Origin of the sequence: Microcoleus sp. MON2_D5 (assembly GCF_036701905.1) — a bacterium.
Lineage (GTDB): Bacteria > Cyanobacteriota > Cyanobacteriia > Cyanobacteriales > Microcoleaceae > Microcoleus.
The window spans coordinates 17,324-33,675 of the sequence record NZ_JAUBRM010000015.1 but is presented as its reverse complement, the minus strand read 5'-3'; the positions used below and the strand labels follow the sequence as shown (position 1 = coordinate 33,675).

The 16,352-nt window shown below is 44.1% G+C and carries 12 protein-coding genes and 3 pseudogenes; 10 read left to right on the top strand and 5 right to left on the bottom strand.

The annotated features are described in order from the left end of the window. The coding region (locus tag QUA47_RS07670) for an AAA-like domain-containing protein (RefSeq protein WP_333430303.1) at positions 1-2,149 on the bottom strand (2,149 nt) is incomplete at its 3' end. Beyond that, positions 2,146-3,444: an AAA-like domain-containing protein gene (locus QUA47_RS07665; protein WP_333430302.1), complete on the bottom strand. Its 1,299-nt coding sequence runs from the start codon at positions 3,442-3,444 to the stop codon at positions 2,146-2,148. The genes QUA47_RS07665 and QUA47_RS07670, both read right to left, overlap by 4 nt. Before the next feature lie 265 nt (positions 3,445-3,709). Between QUA47_RS07665 and QUA47_RS07660 the strand changes: the two genes are divergently transcribed. Next, positions 3,710-3,928, top strand: a complete 219-nt coding sequence (locus QUA47_RS07660; protein ID WP_333430301.1) for a hypothetical protein — start codon at positions 3,710-3,712, stop codon at positions 3,926-3,928. Positions 3,929-3,949: 21 nt separating this feature from the next. Here QUA47_RS07660 and QUA47_RS07655 read toward each other — a convergent pair whose 3' ends face one another. Continuing rightward, complete coding sequence (locus tag QUA47_RS07655) at positions 3,950-4,618, bottom strand: restriction endonuclease subunit R (protein WP_333430300.1); 669 nt, start codon at positions 4,616-4,618, stop codon at positions 3,950-3,952. Between the two features lie 281 nt (positions 4,619-4,899). On the opposite strand from QUA47_RS07655, the gene acs reads away from it, so the two are divergent. From acs to QUA47_RS07620, 8 genes and pseudogenes are all read left to right on the top strand, one after another. After that, positions 4,900-6,870, top strand: a complete 1,971-nt coding sequence (acs, locus tag QUA47_RS07650) for an acetate--CoA ligase (RefSeq protein WP_333430299.1) — start codon at positions 4,900-4,902, stop codon at positions 6,868-6,870. A gap of 38 nt (positions 6,871-6,908) precedes the next feature. Continuing rightward, on the top strand, positions 6,909-7,550 hold the full coding sequence (locus QUA47_RS07645) for an ACP phosphodiesterase (RefSeq protein ID WP_333430298.1): 642 nt from the start codon (positions 6,909-6,911) through the stop codon (positions 7,548-7,550). Between the two features lie 96 nt (positions 7,551-7,646). Then, positions 7,647-8,537: a thermonuclease family protein gene (locus QUA47_RS07640; RefSeq protein WP_333430297.1), complete on the top strand. Its 891-nt coding sequence runs from the start codon at positions 7,647-7,649 to the stop codon at positions 8,535-8,537. A 1,349-nt stretch (positions 8,538-9,886) separates the two neighbouring features. Further along, a complete protein-coding gene (locus tag QUA47_RS07635; RefSeq protein WP_333430296.1) occupies positions 9,887-10,372 on the top strand; it encodes a reverse transcriptase N-terminal domain-containing protein in 486 nt (161 codons plus the stop codon). Continuing rightward, on the top strand, positions 10,269-11,465 hold the full coding sequence (locus QUA47_RS07630) for a reverse transcriptase domain-containing protein (protein WP_333430345.1): 1,197 nt from the start codon (positions 10,269-10,271) through the stop codon (positions 11,463-11,465). The genes QUA47_RS07635 and QUA47_RS07630 overlap by 104 nt, the downstream gene beginning before the upstream one ends. Before the next feature lie 41 nt (positions 11,466-11,506). After that, a pseudogene (locus tag QUA47_RS30950) lies at positions 11,507-11,596 on the top strand (hypothetical protein); the annotation flags it as partial. Positions 11,597-11,602: 6 nt separating this feature from the next. Next, positions 11,603-12,046 (top strand): annotated as a pseudogene (locus QUA47_RS07625) (IS1 family transposase); the annotation flags it as partial. Further along, positions 12,018-12,242: pseudogene (locus tag QUA47_RS07620) on the top strand (IS1 family transposase); the annotation flags it as partial. The pseudogenes QUA47_RS07625 and QUA47_RS07620, both read left to right, overlap by 29 nt. A 158-nt stretch (positions 12,243-12,400) precedes the next feature. On the opposite strand, the gene QUA47_RS07615 reads toward QUA47_RS07620, so the two are convergent. After that, on the bottom strand, positions 12,401-14,254 hold the full coding sequence (locus tag QUA47_RS07615; protein ID WP_333430294.1) for an iron uptake porin: 1,854 nt from the start codon (positions 14,252-14,254) through the stop codon (positions 12,401-12,403). A gap of 886 nt (positions 14,255-15,140) precedes the next feature. Here QUA47_RS07615 and QUA47_RS07610 point away from each other — a divergent pair. Next, complete coding sequence (locus QUA47_RS07610; protein ID WP_333430293.1) at positions 15,141-15,929, top strand: class II glutamine amidotransferase; 789 nt, start codon at positions 15,141-15,143, stop codon at positions 15,927-15,929. 199 nt (positions 15,930-16,128) lie between these two features. Here QUA47_RS07610 and QUA47_RS07605 read toward each other — a convergent pair whose 3' ends face one another. Then, positions 16,129-16,290 carry a WG repeat-containing protein gene (locus QUA47_RS07605; RefSeq protein ID WP_333430292.1) on the bottom strand — a complete coding sequence of 54 codons (162 nt, stop codon included), beginning with the start codon at positions 16,288-16,290 and terminating at the stop codon, positions 16,129-16,131. Positions 16,291-16,352 lie beyond the last annotated feature (62 nt).

Genomic DNA, 16,352 nt, shown 5'->3' with positions numbered 1-16,352 from the left:
CCCACAATTTCACAGTGTTGTCAGATGAGGCAGTAGCGATCCTATCTCCTGTGGGGCTAAAACTGACACTTGTTACCGAGTTATTATGTCCGGTGAATGTTACCAAGCAGTTGCCTTGCAAGTCCCACAATTTCACAGTGTTGTCAGATGAGGCAGTAGCGATCCTATCTCCTGTGGGGCTAAAACTGACACTTGTTACCCAGTTATTATGTCCGGTGAATGTTACCAAGCAGTTGCCTTGCAAGTCCCACAATTTGGCAGTTGTGTCAGATGAGGCAGTAGCGATCGTATGTCCTGTGGGGCTAAAACTGACACTTGTTACCGAGTTATTATGTCCGGTGAATGTTACCAAGCAGTTGCCTTGCAAGTCCCACAATTTCACAGTGTTGTCAGATGAGGCAGTAGCGATCGCATCCCCTGTGAGGCTAAAACTGACACTTCTTACCGAGCCATAATGTGCGACAAACTGGCACCGTTCGCGGATTTTAGCAAGAATCATCTGCAAAACTAACAGAGAATTGGTAACGGGATATTCGGAAAGCGGGGGATTATCTGGTATCCACTTCTTTAAATCTTCTCCTGCTTTGATAGCTGCCCGCAAGGCTTCTATTTGCTTTCCATCCGACTGAAAAAGCTTTAAGGCATTGCGTCCAGCTTCTTCGATTTGGAAAACTTCCCTAAATTGTTTACGGAATTTTATTAATAATTCATTATTTTTTTTAAGTTCTTGCAGTTCATCAGCTCTACAGGCATCTAAAAAATCATTATCCTCATCGCTTAAACGTTTCCCCACTTTCCACTGCAACGCATCATCCAACGCTTTGCCGCGCAACAGTCGGGAAGTATCTTGATGATTTGAGGCTTTCCAAGCGGCGATGTTTTCCTCGTAGGGGCGGAGTTTTGCTAATTCTTGCTGTACCCAATCGAGGTTAAATATTTCTGGATAAATACGGTTGTAAACTTGCAGTTGACCGTGTTTTTTAACAACTAACCCCGATAACTGTAACTCCATTTGCTCGGGACTGTTATCAGCGGCGACCCCCCCCTGCCCCCCCGAGCTTCGGGGGGGAGTAAGATTGTCTTTTTCCTCCTCTGCTAAGGGAGGATTAGAGCTATCTCTCTCACCCCTTATTAAAGAAGAATTAGTGCTATCTTTCCCCCCCCTTACCAAGGGGGGGTTATTAGTGCTATCTTTCCCCCCCCTTACCAAGGGGGGGTTAGGGGGGGTAATAATTTGCTGATAGATGCCGAGCAGTTGACTGGTACGCTGTTGGTTGCTGAGGATGCGATCGCGAATTGTTCCGAGGTGTTCGGGATTGTCGTTCTCTTCCCAATTGTTAATAATGTAAGCTTGTACCAGTTCGGTAATGTCAGGATTGCTGGTTTCTGCTTGTTCTAGGACAATTTTACAAAGTTTTTGAGTCAAAAAAGGCTGTCCGCCCGTCCAGTCTATAATGTCATTTAAAACCTGAATCGGACGATCGACTTTTCCTTCTAAGCCTTTCGCTAAAGGTGCAGCTTGTTCCTGAGTAAAACCTTTTAATTCAATCGCTTGACCGATATTAAAGGGGGTGCGCTTTTTATCTTGAATCAAAACTGAAGGTGTTGCCACGCCCAAAAGACAAAAAGTGATGCGATTGTAGTCTGCATTTTGGGTACGGCGATTGTAGCAGCTTCTGATAAAAGCAAATAGATCGTCTGCCGAAAAATTCAAACTGAGAACGCTATCTATTTCATCTATAAAAATAACTATTTTTTCGGGAACTTGCGACAGCATCACGGATTCAATAAACTCCCGAAATCTACGCAAGGGAGACAGCCAATTTCGTTCCTCCAACCAGCTTTTTAAATTAACATCAAGGTCTAATTCATAAGCCCAAGTATCAAGTATATTAGCATACCACTGTTCGGGATGCTCTAACTTCGTCTCGTCGCCAGACAAGTCAATAAAAACCGATACAATGCCTGCGGTTCGCAGTCGCTTGATAGTTTGAAGCGCTAAGCTAGACTTACCTATTTTGCGAGAATTAAAAACATAACAGAGTTTACCTTCAAGCAACGCTTGATAAAGCTGGCTATCAGCTTCTCGCGTTACATAGGTTTGGGTATCTTCTGGGAGAGTTGATTCAGCTATATACTGATAAGTCATAGACGCACCGAGAAATATTGACGGTACAAATCGCAGCGGGGAAAACAATCATTATGTTCTACTCGCACCAATCCCATACTTTCTAACTTAAATATTTGATGAGTTTCCAGGCTGATCGGTTGATTTTTAGTTACAACTTCTCGGTAAACGTTTGCGAGTTCGGGACAGAGTTTGAGCTTGCCTAAAAGTTCTCGCAAGTGATTAATAAAGGGACTTTGTTCAGTAGGTGAAATTTCCAAAAGCTTAGTCAAAGAAGATTGAGGAGTTTGCAGGTAAGCAAAAGCAGTTTGCACCAGATAAGGATAACCACCAAACATTAGCATAAGTTGTTGAATATCGTCTTTACTCAGCCAATTGTGTCGATACTGCCCCGCTAACTGCTGCACTTTTTCCGGGGTAAAATCTGGCAAAGGTACAGTCAACCCAACTCCCGCCAAAGGGGATGAGTTGATATCAAGAGAACTGTAAACTTCTGTAGCGTGAACGACAATTAACCGGATTTTTTGCCAGATTGCACTGCGGCGATCATTCCTTTTAGCTGCATCATTCCACCCACGCAGTAAGCGACAAAAATCAACATTAAAACTAGCTTGCTCAAAAACCAAGTCTACTTTCTCTAATACCAGTACCAAAGGTTGAGAAAAATCTTTGAATAAATACCTTTCTAAATATTTAGTGACGTTAGGGTTAATACCGCCTAAAGTGTCATCCCAATGTTCCCGTAATTTATTCTCCAACTCCAGTAATTCGCCCAGAGTAACACACAACCACTGCAATAATTTCCGGTAATCCCCCAAAACTTCACTGTCAGCTTCCTCAAAACTGAGGATTGCAATTTTGTAACCTTCTTGCGACGCGCGAGCGAGAATTTTATCCACCAGTAAACTCTTGCCCATTTTTTGAGGAGCTTTAATCCGAATGAGCGCTCCATTTTCTAAAATTTTATCATAACATTTATCTTCGCAACCGCGCTCTACATAGTATAATTCAACTTGTTCGGGATTGTCAGGGGAAATTCCACAAGTTGCTTTTAATTGATCGCTAACTAAATCAGGTTGATACTTGGCAAATAGCGGGATTAATTTATGGCGCTGTCGGAAACGTTCGCCCGCTTTATTTTTAAAACCAAATAACTTGCAAATCTCTGAAATATGGTGTCTGACATCTGGTTTTGTGACGTATAATGATGTAGCGATCGCTTCCTCTGACTTCCCTTGCAACCACATATCTAATACCTTATGCTGTATGGGGTTTAGCTCTTTTGGATAAATGGCATCAAACTCTTTTTGATTCATGCTCCGCATACCTGCCTTAACACTTTACCTACCACTCTTACTAATTTACCACAGTTGTCAGCTTCAGCCCCGATAGTCAGTTTAATTTCACAAATTTACAAACACCAGCTAATTTGTGAATTTTTTTTCACAAACCCTTCAACTCAATTGTGAACAAATTGGATCATTCCCAGGCAATTGACAACTTTGTCTAATTTATTTGTCTATTAAATAATAGTAAGAAAGTGAGTTTATTATCGAAATTGTAGACATTGGAATTAACTAAATGAAAAACTTAAACCTGCTGCCCAAGAAGAATACATCAGCTAAAAAGGTAAATCAAGTGAAAAAATCTGACAACTCCAACATCAAGTGGTCGATCGAGAAAGTTGTAGTACCGATCGCCATTGCCCTAATTCCGTTAGCAACAACGTACATCAGCACTCAAAATACCCAACAACCGCCAAATCCACCGATCGAGCACACGACTCCACCGTCACCATAACATCGGATGCGATCGCCCTTGTTAAGCCAACTGCAACTGCACATTCTGCAACTTGCAAATAGCTTTCAATACTTGCGCTAACAAGAGCGATCGCTCTGGGTCAATCAAATTCAATTCCGGTAAAATCTGATAAGTGCAAGGATTTCCCCGCGTCACCCGCACAAAGCGATAACTTTCACCATTCGTCGTCAATCCCCAAACAGACGATTGCTGCTGCAAACTTTTATAAGTATAAGTCAGGAGTTGCGGCAAACCAGTCAAAGGTGCGATCGCACTATTTTTCGCCTCCACGACCAAAATCCAAAACTGTACAGCCGCGAGCTCTGCATCCGGCTGATTTACGGCTAAAACATCCAAGCGCCCTTTAATTAAAGTATCCCCATCCTCAACCTCGATCGGGATGCTATCTTCCATTGTCAGCACGAGCGAAATATCAAAAAATCCTGCTAATCTCATTAATGGTGAAAGCACTAAAAACTTAACCATTTTTGCAGAAACTTTCCCTGCTTCTAGATGACGCCAAAAGTGATTACCGATTAGCAATAATTCCTGCTGTTCAAAATCCGTCAGAGGTTCCAGAGAGAAAAAATCAGTAAAACCTCCTCCTGTTTGTCTTTCCAATTTGAAAAGGCGGCGAACGTCGTTTAGAGAAAGTTGGCTTGCTTCTAAATTTTGCGTCATAGCTTTCATTTAATTAAATTTTACTAAATACCTAATTATAGCTAATATAATTTACAAAAAAGTACAGTTTAAAACTGTGTAGCATAATAATTACTAAGAATTATCAAGCATTTAATATGCTAAAAAAATCTCTTGATCTGCGTTAATCGGCCTTCATCTGCAAGCAAAAAAAGAACCAGCTTTCAACCTCTTACAAAATTCTCCAAAGTCTTAAGGAAAATAAACATACTTTTGCCCCAACTTATGCAAACAATAGTTACAAAGACTAACCGAAGTTAAAGTTAAAAGCAATGTCACAAGATACCATCGAATCAATTCTGCAAGAAAAACGGCTATTTCAGCCGCCCGCTGAATTCTCCCAAAAAGCTCACATCAAAAGCCTAGAAGAGTACCAAGCCCTCTACGACAAAGCCAAAGCTGACCCCCAAGCATTTTGGGCAGAACTCGCGGCCCAAGAATTGCACTGGTTCCAAAACTGGGATAGTGTGCTCGACTGGCAGCCGCCTTTTGCTAAATGGTTTGTCAACGGTAAAATTAATATTTCTTACAATTGTCTCGATCGCCACTTAACCACTTGGCGCAAAAATAAAGCCGCCCTGATTTGGGAAGGCGAACCCGGAGACTCCCGCACCCTCACCTACGCCCAACTCCACCGCGAAGTCTGCCAAATGGCGAACGTCATCAAACAATTGGGAGTCCAAAAGGGCGATCGCGTCGGCATTTATATGCCGATGATTCCCGAAGCTGCGATCGCCATGCTAGCCTGCGCCAGAATCGGTGCCGTACACAGCGTTGTTTTTGGCGGATTTAGTGCAGAAGCTTTGCGCGATCGGCTAAACGACGGCCAAGCAAAACTCGTGATCACCGCTGACGGTGGCTTCCGCAAAGATGCAGCAGTTGGCCTCAAAGAACAAGTAGACAAAGCCCTCGCCAACAACGTCACACCCAGCGTTACCAACGTTATCGTCGTCCAGCGTACCAAACAGCAAGTACACATGGAACCCGGGCGCGATCTTTGGTGGCACGAGTTGCAAAAAGACGCCTCCGCCGACTGCCCCGCCGAACCGATGGACAGCGAAGATATGCTCTTCGTACTCTACACCAGCGGCAGTACCGGCAAACCGAAAGGAGTCGTCCACACCACAGGTGGCTACAACCTTTACACCCACATGACAACCAAGTGGATCTTCGACCTCCAAGATACCGATGTCTACTGGTGCACCGCAGACGTAGGCTGGATTACAGGCCACAGTTACATAGTCTACGGCCCGCTTTCCAACGGCGCGACCACAATCATGTACGAAGGTGCGCCCCGCGCGTCCAACCCAGGCTGTTTTTGGGATGTGATCGAAAAATACGGCGTCACCGTTTTCTACACTGCACCCACTGCGATCAGAACATTCATGAAAATGGGCGAACACTTGCCCAACGCGCGCAATTTGTCATCTTTACGATTGTTAGGAACCGTCGGCGAACCGATCAATCCTGAAGCTTGGATGTGGTATCAACGAGTAATTGGCAACTCGAATTGTCCGATCGTCGATACTTGGTGGCAAACAGAAACCGGGGGAATTATGATTACCGCTTTGCCCGGTGCAATTCCTACAAAACCCGGTTCTGCAACCCTACCGTTCCCCGGAATTGTGGTCGATGTTGTTGACCAAGATGGCGAACCAGTAACTAACGAAAGCGGCGGTTATTTAGTGGTGAAACATCCTTGGCCGGGAATGATGCGGACGCTTTACAACGATCCCGATCGCTTCCGCCGCACTTATTGGGAATATTTGCACCCGAAAGATGGCGAATTCGTGTACTTTGCAGGGGACGGCGCGCACAAGGACAAAGACGGTTATTTCTGGGTAATGGGCCGCGTTGACGATGTAATTAATGTGGCCGGACACCGACTCGGCACGATGGAAGTCGAGTCAGCTTTGGTATCGCATCCAGCGGTGGCGGAAGCTGCGGTTGTTGGTAAACCGGATGAGATTAAAGGTGAGGACATTGTGGCTTTTGTCACGCTGGACAACTCGCAGCAACCTAGCGATGAATTGGCTAAGGAATTGAAGCAGCACGTTGTTAAGGAAATTGGGGCGATCGCCCGTCCCGGCGAAATTCGATTTACCGATGCTTTGCCGAAAACTCGCAGCGGCAAAATTATGCGGCGTTTGCTGCGTTCTTTAGCTGCGGGAGAAGAGGTTTCTGGAGATACTTCAACCTTGGAAGACCGGACGGTTTTGGATAAGTTGCGCGGCGGTTCGTAGGGAGATTTTTTTCAGGGCAGGTTCTTAATAGCAGTAGGGTGCACGACTCGCCGCACCTTACTGTTTCTCATTATGCTATCTTAGATATTTTTACTGTAGCAATGAATTATTTGGCTCATCTATTCTTATCAAAAGGCACGCCAGAATCCCTGATTGGCAACCTCTTAGGAGATTTTGTCAAAGGAACGGCAGTCAACCTTTATCCCGAGGAAATTAGAAAGGGCATCGATTTGCACCGCAAAGTAGATAGCTACACGGACTCTCACGCAATAGTGCGATCGAGTAAAAGCCTTGTTTCTTCTCAGAGACGCAGGTTTGCTGGAGTTTTGATAGACGTGTTTTACGACCACTTCTTGGCTAAAAATTGGCGGGAATATTCAGAAATTCCGCTCCCAGATTTTTCTCGCCATGTGTATAAAGTCCTGCAAGACAACCGCGATATATTGCCTGAATCTCTCCAGCGGGTGCTGCCAACAATTATTGCCCGCGACTTGCTTTCATCTTATCAGGAAATTGCCGAAATCGGCATCACTCTTACAAGAATGTCTGCCAGAATCAAACGGACAAATAACTTGGCAAGCGGCATAGAAGATTTGACAGCTAACTATCAGCGATTAGAATCAGATTTTCGAGATTTTTTCCCCGACTTGATAAAATACGCCACAGTTGACAAATATTAATACAAACAACAAAAATTACCGTTGCTATTGATAGCGAACTCGTGTATAATTCAACCGATACCTGCATGAAATCTCAAGTGCAACAGGGTTCAAAATATGGCAACCAGAATTCCGAACCTGCAAGTAACTAAAGTAGTTGATGGCGACAGTATCAAAATTTCTCTCAAGGGCAAAACCGAGTCTCTGCGACTGATTTGCGTCGATACAGAAGAAAGTCATTCTGGAGGCTCCAAACCTGTAACTGTGGCGGGCAAAGCAGCTTCGGAAATGGCTAAAAAATACTTCGCGACAGCAGATGGTGGACTTGCTCAAATTGACATAGAATTTGATACAGACGATTCGGTTGAAGTGGCTCTACAAAAACACCGCGACAACTACGGGCGTCTCCTCTGTTACGTACATAAAGATGGAGAAAATTACAATCTTAAACTGATTGCAGAAGGCTGGAGTCCCTACTTTGTGAAATACGGGCGATCCAGATTGTATCACCGACAAATGACTGAGGCAGAATCGGCAGCAAAAGCTTACAATCTGATGATTTGGAATCCGATTACCAATGCCAAAGTCCCCTCTCGCAACTATGGTAATTTACTGCCTTGGTGGTCGATGCGAGGCTCGATTGTTGAAGAGTTTCGGTTGACCGAAGCAACCGCAGGAGCGCTTTCTCTCAGATTGCACTACCCGAAAATATTAGCGGCTTCTGAGAGAGCTAAATCTCTTACTATTTTCTGCGATTTGCAGGCGGGAATTAATAAATGGATCGGCAGCAGCGCTCTAATTTATGCTGGTTCGGTGTATCATAAATTAGATTTGTGGATACCAGATGCTGAAACTGATGAAATGGCTCCCTTGAAGCGGCTAATCGAGAAGCGCTATGCGGGTCTGGGACGGGGATATGTGTATGTCAGTGGGAAGGTAGAACAGTACAAAGGGAAGCCTCAAATAGTTTTGAAGGATATCAAACAACTTTCAGACTTTCCCCGATAATATTTAAACTAGAGTTAATTTCATCAATCCTTTTTACTACATATAATTTTCTTAGCAAGTAAGATCGCGCAAAGAGAGGGCGATGCTCAAAAACAATTGCCCTCTATTCAGCTAGGGTATTCTATTTATCAAGAGATGCAGGAAAATTTATTGTTGCATTGAAGGAATATCAAAAAATCTGCATCCTAATGGATTTGTGCGTGCAGATTGATTTTGAGGAGTTGTTATAGGAGAACTAGAGTTAGGAGGTGTGCTATTCAATTCTGAGACGGTAAAAGATTTAGAATTGTTAGGAGTTTTGCCGAGGTTGCTAACAGAACTGTTAGTAACCTCGGGTGACTCGGTACTGGTGAGATCCTGTGTTTTAGTTACATTTATCGGCGATTTTACCGTCGTTTGTGCCTGACACGGATAGGCAGCTATAGCAGAAATTACAGCAAAGCTCAGACACCAAAAATAGCCCGTGGATTTAATCATATTTATCTAAACCTAAACTTAAAGAAGTATTACTACTGCTTCTTAATAATAGATTAAGTTAGAAAAAATTATACTTCAAGCGTGTTAATGCGTATGTTTTTAAACTTAATAATTACGTATTTGTATGGAGGAAAAAAACATAAAAACGGATAAATTACTATTAAGTGTAAAGTTTCAGTAAAGATAGGGGGTTTTTACTTAGAAAAAATATTAGGACATCCCGCTGGAGTTTTAATTACTGTCGGCTGACCGAAGAACACATTTCTCGCTTAACAGGCAGGATTTCGATTCCACAAAATTAAATTGGTAGTGCTATTTTGTAAAGGCAGGGAGAGTGCGATTCGTTGAAGCGTAAATCACGGTGAAAACCCGACACATAACGTTTCCAGCCACAAGGCTGAACTCTCGGTCTGATAAGGGTGCAAGTCCCTTCTGCCAGACTCAGGTATGACTCCCTATCTGCCCACACCGACCAAGCTCGATTCTCGGAGAGTGAAGCTGGGAACAGGACGCAATCAGACATCTAATGTGAGGTGACACTGGCGTTAATGGGGAGTTCCGATGGTGAAAACAGAGCCTAGAAAAGTAACTTAGTCTTGAGCGGGACACAGACCAAAACTCCCGACTCCACTGGAGTTCATTCCCGCCGAATCTTTTTCTAATATCGGCAAGAGTCCAGGGAATCCAGTAGTTAAATTGGCCCCACCTAAAGGAACAATCAATCTAACCGAGGGAACGAAGAAAAACGAATTGAGGGTCAAGGGGAAGTCGAACCCTTTCGTAGGCTAGACGAGCAGCGGAACCCCCTCCCTTCGGGTAGGACAGACCGTAATTGGTCTGAGGTGTTCAGAGTACACAAACTAGAGCAGAGCATGATTAGACACAGCAGCAATGTTAGTGAATCTTGGAAAACGTTACCGTGGAAGAAATTCCGCCGTGATTTATTCCGCCTACAAAAGCGCGTGTATAAAGCGATTCAGGTTGGAGACAAGCCCAAAGCAAAGTCCCTTCAAAAGCTAATTCTGAAATCTCGGGCTGCAAGAATGTTGGCGATACGTCAAGTAACTCAACTAAATGCTGGCAAAAAGACTGCGGTAATCGATAAAAAAGCCTCACTCACATTTGAGGAAAGGTTTGCTCTGAGTGAAGAACTCAGAGTTAAAAGTAACAACTGGAAACACCAGAAGTTACGCTCAATACCAATCCCTAAAAAGGATGGGAGTACCCGCCTCCTTAAGATACCAACTATCGCCGATAGAGCGTGGCAATGCCTCGCAAAATACGCGAAGCGAGCCAGCACACGAAGCAACTTTTCACGCTCGGAGTTATGGATTCAGACCAGGGAGGTCAGCGCATGACGCGCAGAAATTCCTTTTCATAAATCTAAGCTCAAAAGCCAACGGAATAGAAAAGCGAGTCATAGAACTCGATATCGAAAAATGCTTCGACAGGATAAGCCACACCAGCATCATGGAACGACTCATCGCCCCAAAAGGCATCAAGACCGGAATATTCCGCTGTCTAAAATCAGGAGTCAATCCAGAATTTCCAGAACAAGGAACCCCGCAAGGGGGCGTGGTAAGTCCATTACTAGCCAATATTGCTCTCAATGGGATTGAGGAAATACACCAATCAGTTCGCTATGCGGATGACATGGTAATAATTCTGAAACCCAAACATGATGCGGAGGCAATACTTGATAAAGTCAGCGAATTTCTGGCAGAACGAGGAATGAAGGTTAGTGAAAAGAAAACTAAGCTAACAGCTACGACAGATGGATTTGACTTCCTCGGTTGGCATTTCAAAGTGCAAAACAACGGGAAATTTAGATGCGTTCCATCAGCGGACAATTTTAAAGCATTCCGTCAGAAGGTAAAACACATCGTCAACAACTCGAATTATGGTGCCACGGTCAAAGCTGAGAAATTAGCCCCTGTGGTTAGAGGTTGGAGAAATTACCACCGCTATTGCAAGATGGACGGATCGCGAAACTCGCTATACCACATCAAAATAAGAGCTTTCAAGGTATTCAATAAGGAACCAAAACAAACTCGATACACCAGCAAGAAACTGCTTGACAAAGCATTCCCATCGGTTTCTTTCTCCGAAAACAAATTTGTCAATGTCAAAGGGGAGAAATCACCTTACGACGGAGATATAGCCTACTGGAGTGAGCGTAACAGTAAGCTCTATAACGGCGAAACCTCTAAAGCCTTAAAACGGCAAAACCATAAATGTGGAAAATGTGGCTTAAAAATGCTAGGCGATGAAAAGGTACATCTGCATCATGTAGATGGTTGCCACAGTAATTGGAAAATAAACAACCTTCTAGCGGTTCACGAAAGCTGCCACGATTATCTCCACATGAGCAAAGGCGCAAGCCAAGAACATCGGGAGCCGGATGCGGTGAAAATCGCACGTCCGGATCTAACTGAGAGGTGCGGAGGATAATACCTCCCATCGACTCAACCAAGTAGTTAGCATGGAGTTGTATGTCTCACTTTTGCGCCGTGAAACTTTACCTACTCTGCCCAAGCTGTGGTTGTGATGACATCATGAAGAACGGCACGACCCGCCGAGGAAAACAAAACTACAAATGTCGTGATTGTGGTCGTCAATTCGTTGAGAATCCGCAGTGGAAGCCGATTGACCCAGACCGTAAAGCGATGATCGATCGCTTGCAAAAGAGAGAAACTTCCCCTAGCCGGAATCGCCCGTGTGATGGAAGTGTCGGAGGACTGGTTGCAAGGATATGTCAACGCTTGCTACGCTGCGCCGGGCCGCAACAAGTGCAGGTAAAGCCCAAAACCCAGGGACAACTAACGGTGCAGATGGATGAGTTGTGGTCCTTCGTGGATGATAAAGGCAACAAGCAGTGGGTGTGGCTTGCCCAAGATGTCACAACCCGTGAGATTGTCGGTTGCTATATCGGCGATCGTTCGCTTGGATGCTGCAAGGGCATTATGGGCCTCGCTGCCGCCTGTGTAGCGACAATGTGCCGTCATCTATACCGATTACTGGCAGGCCTATGAAACAGCACTGCCGAGCAAACGTCATCGAGCCGTAGGCAAGGACAGTGGATTGACCAGTTACATAGAACGATTCAATAACACTTTGCGGCAACGAGTGTCACGGCTAGTAAGAAGGACATTATCGTTCTCTAAGAAGTTAGACAATCACATTGGCGCAATCTGGAATTTCATCCATCACTACAATGCACTGATTCGTTCTGAGCCTTCTAGTTGTTGAATATGTCTGCTTTTTCTCTATCCTTTACTAAATAGGACTACCATTAAATTTTCTTGTGGTTCGTTCGTGTGGGGCGGGTTCGCCAAAATTGTTTGCAGTGGGCGATCTACTAAACCCGGCCCCACAGGATTAAACTCTTAAAAGGAGAATGAAGTTCTCAATACACCAACTGAGATCGGGTCGCTATCGGGAGTGTGACCGGGTTGAAAAATTAAAATCAATCCAGGGGTGACAGTGATATTATCATTCACCTGCCAGCGGTAGAATACCTCTACATGAGTAGTGGTTCCGGGTTGCCCGCCCGATCGCCCTAAACCCGTATCTAAAAAATCAGGAACGTTATTGCCTGTAGGTAAATTGCTGCTGACAATTTTAGGCGGTTGCCCGATATAAATTCCTCCTAAGTTTCCTGCTTTAAACAAATCGGGAAAATTTACAAAAACCATATAATTTGTAGTTGCTAGTGTACCAGATTTACCCGGAATGCGAGAATTAGTATAACCAGCCCAACCTCCCAGAGAAATTCTCGATGAAATGCGCCAATTTAAAGTTGCTCCCACTGCGTTTGTTTGCAAAGGTTCGGACTTATTTGTGCTAGGATTGATAGCAGTCAATAGGCGATCGCCTGCCAAACTAATCAAATTACCATCGGGCGAATAATCGTTAACATAATAGACAGTAACATCTACTGGATCTGCTGGCGTTAGAGTTAGTTGTACGCCCAATGTATTGTGACCTTGAGACCCGTTAGAACTGAGAAAAAATCCGGGAATGTTAGTAGAATAAACTGCTTGCAAACTGGCTCGATTCGCAAATTGCCAGTCAAGGCCGATGCCACCTAAACCCAAACCAGTGTTCAAAATTGGGTTTCTTTGGGCGAACGCAGAAAGGGGACCGGAAGCTGCACTTTCGGCCCGATTCGGCCCTCGAAAACCAGTTACCATGTTAACTCCTGCTGTCCCTGCAAACACTGCCAATTTGTCACCGACCAGAAAGCGGTAGTTGAGGTCGCTGATAGTAAATCCAGCAGTTTCTCCTAAATTATAAGCAACGTTTACGTCTTCGGTTAATTGTGGTGAATTGGTTCCGTTCTGGTTGTAAAAACCGATTAATAAGTTACTTCTAGGACTAAATTGTGTGGTTAAATATAATTGAGTGAAGTTGATCGAGTTGACATTTGTACCGGGGTCTTCGGTATCCCTTTTGCCGTCTCTTGGAGCGCGATCTGCACGGTTGGGAGTGCGCCCTTGTATTCCAAAAACGGTGAATCCTGATAGCTGAGTTGTTGTTGAAAATTGATTGGCTTCTAGTTCGGTAGCTCGCGCTTCTAGCACATCCACTCGGCCTCGCATTGTGGCCATTTCGGCTGCAAATTCTTCTTGCAATTTTTGTAGTTTTATTAAGTCGTCTCGCTTAGCTAGACTTTCATTTGATTTGGCGATGGACTCGCGGATTGTATCTAAACAAGCATTGACTCCGGCTGCAAATTCATAGCGCGTTATAGCGCGGTTTCCGCGATAGGTTCCGTCGGGGTATCCAGCTATGCAGCCGTATCTTTCTACTAAGGATTGCAATGCTTGAAATGCCCAGTCTGTTGGCTGTACGTCGCTGAGTTGGGAAACAGATGTAACTTGTTCTAGTGAGTTGTCACCAGGGTAAACTAATGGGGGATTTTCTAATTTATTTTCTTCAACTAATGCGGGTATTGGGGCGGGCTGCGTTTCGCTGGCTTCGGATAGGGGAGTTTCTATCTCACTCGCGATAGGTACGGGCGGCTCCGATGTGGGGTTTAGCGGTGAAGTTTCCTCTACATTGTCAGATTTTTCGACTAATTTGCGATCGGGATTACGATCGAAATTATCCGCTAGATTATTTGTCGGTGCGGGTAATTGATACCATTCATTAACTGGAGCTTCCGAATTTGCACTATTTGCTGTTGTTTCAGGATCAGTAGTTTCTGCTAAGGCTGGAATGCTGAATAATGCCAGCAATCCGAATCCTAGTATTAAGCTGCTAAAGATTTTCCAAATTTGTCGATCGCACTTATGATTTTTCCTGCTGCTTATACTTTGTGATAAAAAAGCCAAAAAAGTGAGACTAAGCGTGATTTCCTACGGGGTAGCTACGCTTGAGGCACTATTCCAGATGAAGGGCGATCGTAAATTGCATTCATTCTCCCAAAACCGACGAACAAGTCAAAGTGCCGTCCTCGGTTTCTTTCCCTATGTGACGCCTGATTGACTATCCGGTTCCCGTTTTTTTTTTTTATTTTATAATGAAGAAAAAATCTAAAATCTGCAATATTATTTCCTCAGACATTCCTATGTCATTGCCTTTAATTTTAATCAAAACATCTCGCTCTCGCTCGGATAGTTAAGTAGTAATATTAATGGTGTGGGGGGCGGATATAATCGAAACCAAAATACACCATTGCTTAGCTTTTTATACAGTATATATCTTTTTTTTCAGCACCACTCATAAACACCAGATTCATTTCCCAGAGCATTTAAGCAAACTAATCTTTCCCTAATTTTTGATGATGTGAATGACCGGCTGATTGTTATATGCCTTCAAACGGTGCTGCCAAACCATCAAAGTCCTATCAATTCGTTCCCGGATCTCGGCTAACATTTTATACTCGCTGTCAACACGGGAAAAAGTGTACAGCGATTTATCGGTTAACATCGTTCGCAGGGAAACACGAGCGATTTTTGTAGCGCTCGCCAAGTTTTTGGCTTCAGTATCATTACCGTTGACCCAGCAAAAATACTAAGTATATTTAACTTATTGAACCCCTTAATACTATAATATTATCACCGCAAATCTGTAGCTGCCAATAGCTGCGCGATCGATCCACACTCCAAAGACTTAAAAGCTATGTGCCAATTACTGGGAATGAACTGCAATGTTCCGACAGATATTTGCTTTTCTTTTGAGGGTTTTTCTGCAAGGGGGGGCAAAACAGACGTTCATCAAGACGGTTGGGGAATTGCTTTCTTTGAAGGTTTGGGATGTCGCCTTTTTATAGACTCTAAACCTGCGATTGCTTCTCCGGTTGCAGAAGTAGTGCGTCGCTATCCCATTCATTCAACTAACGTCATTGCTCACATCCGCAAAGCTACGCAAGGCGAAATTGCTCTGGAAAACTGCCACCCTTTTATTCGGGAACTTTGGGGACGTTATTGGGTGTTTGCTCACAACGGAAATCTCGAAAATTTTTATCCAGAATGTGCCGGAGTTTACAAACCTGTTGGCAAAACTGACAGCGAAAAAGCATTCTGTTTGATATTAGAAAAGCTGCGCTCCACTTTTCCTCAAAGTAAGCCTGCTTTAGCGGAAATTTACCCGGTTCTCGATGAAATTACTAAGACTTTGGCACAACACGGAATTTTTAATTATTTACTTTCCGATGGAGAACACTTGTTCACCCACTGTTCTACTAATTTGCATTATATTGTGCGACAAGCACCTTTTGCTAGCGCTCACTCGATCGACGAAGATGTAACAGTCGATTTTCGGGAATTGACCAACGAGGACGATCGCGTGGCTGTTATTGCCACTTTTCCGCTGACCGATAACGAAGTTTGGACGCAAATTCAGCCGGGAGAATTGCTGGTATTTCAGGATGGTTTGCCGCTCAATTTTGGGCGGCTGGAGTCCAGTTAACGAGACTTAAACAAATTTAAAGCCTAAACAAAGCCCCAACCTCCTAAATGACCAGCTTTCCAGTTCAGGGTAAACGCATCTTGTCAATAACGAGGGGTTTTAGAGCAATAACTCGGCTTTATTGTTGTTTATTGAGAACAGTTTTTCCACCTGTAGCGCTTTTGTCTCTACTCAAACGCTATATATGGGAATTTAGAAATTAGATGCGTTTACCCTGCTTTCCAGTTTGATTGATGAAGCCAGATTTGCCCTCGCGCTTGACAGCGGCTAAGCCTTCCGAAAAACTGCCCGCCGCCGAAAATTGGGGGGCGATCGCCCACTGACCTGCTTGATTGATATCTCCCCACCCTTTTGAAGCCATAACTGCTGCTAAACCTTCATTAAATGAGCGGGGGTTGCACAATTTGATGATGATTCTTGTGG

Bases quoted from the DNA above. Each gene is read 5' to 3' on its own strand.
- QUA47_RS07660 (WP_333430301.1), top strand. From the start codon at position 3,710: ATGAAAAACTTAAACCTGCTGCCCAAGAAGAATACATCAGCTAAAAAG.
- QUA47_RS07640 (WP_333430297.1), top strand. From the start codon at position 7,647: ATGGCAACCAGAATTCCGAACCTGCAAGTAACTAAAGTAGTTGATGGC.
- QUA47_RS07610 (WP_333430293.1), top strand. From the start codon at position 15,141: ATGTGCCAATTACTGGGAATGAACTGCAATGTTCCGACAGATATTTGC.
- QUA47_RS07605 (WP_333430292.1), bottom strand. From the start codon at position 16,290: ATGGCTTCAAAAGGGTGGGGAGATATCAATCAAGCAGGTCAGTGGGCG.
- QUA47_RS07655 (WP_333430300.1), bottom strand. From the start codon at position 4,618: ATGAAAGCTATGACGCAAAATTTAGAAGCAAGCCAACTTTCTCTAAAC.
- QUA47_RS07635 (WP_333430296.1), top strand. From the start codon at position 9,887: ATGATTAGACACAGCAGCAATGTTAGTGAATCTTGGAAAACGTTACCG.
- acs (WP_333430299.1), top strand. From the start codon at position 4,900: ATGTCACAAGATACCATCGAATCAATTCTGCAAGAAAAACGGCTATTT.
- QUA47_RS07665 (WP_333430302.1), bottom strand. From the start codon at position 3,444: ATGAATCAAAAAGAGTTTGATGCCATTTATCCAAAAGAGCTAAACCCC.